This window comes from Pseudomonas sp. SDO5215_S409, from assembly GCF_054071325.1.
Genome location: NZ_JBSVWN010000229.1, coordinates 1 through 203, shown reverse-complemented (window position 1 = coordinate 203; position 203 = coordinate 1). Strand labels below are relative to the sequence as shown.

The following is a 203-nucleotide window of genomic DNA, read 5'->3' as shown; positions in this document are numbered from 1 at the left end:
ATAAACCGGGGCGCGGGCGCAAGTCGCCTTTGCCTGAGGAGACGGTTCGCCGGGTCTTGGAGCAGGTTACCCGACCTCGCATCGGTGAACCGCGCTGGAGCTGTCGGAGCATGGCAAGGGCAGCGGGTATTTCCTCGACCACCGTCCATAAACTGTGGGCTGCCAATGATCTGAAGCCTCACCTGACGCGCACGTTCAAATTG

The 203-nt window shown here is 61.1% G+C and carries 1 pseudogene; it reads left to right on the top strand.

The features are described from left to right. Positions 1 to 203: pseudogene (locus ACW9H9_RS28995) on the top strand (IS630 family transposase); the annotation flags it as partial.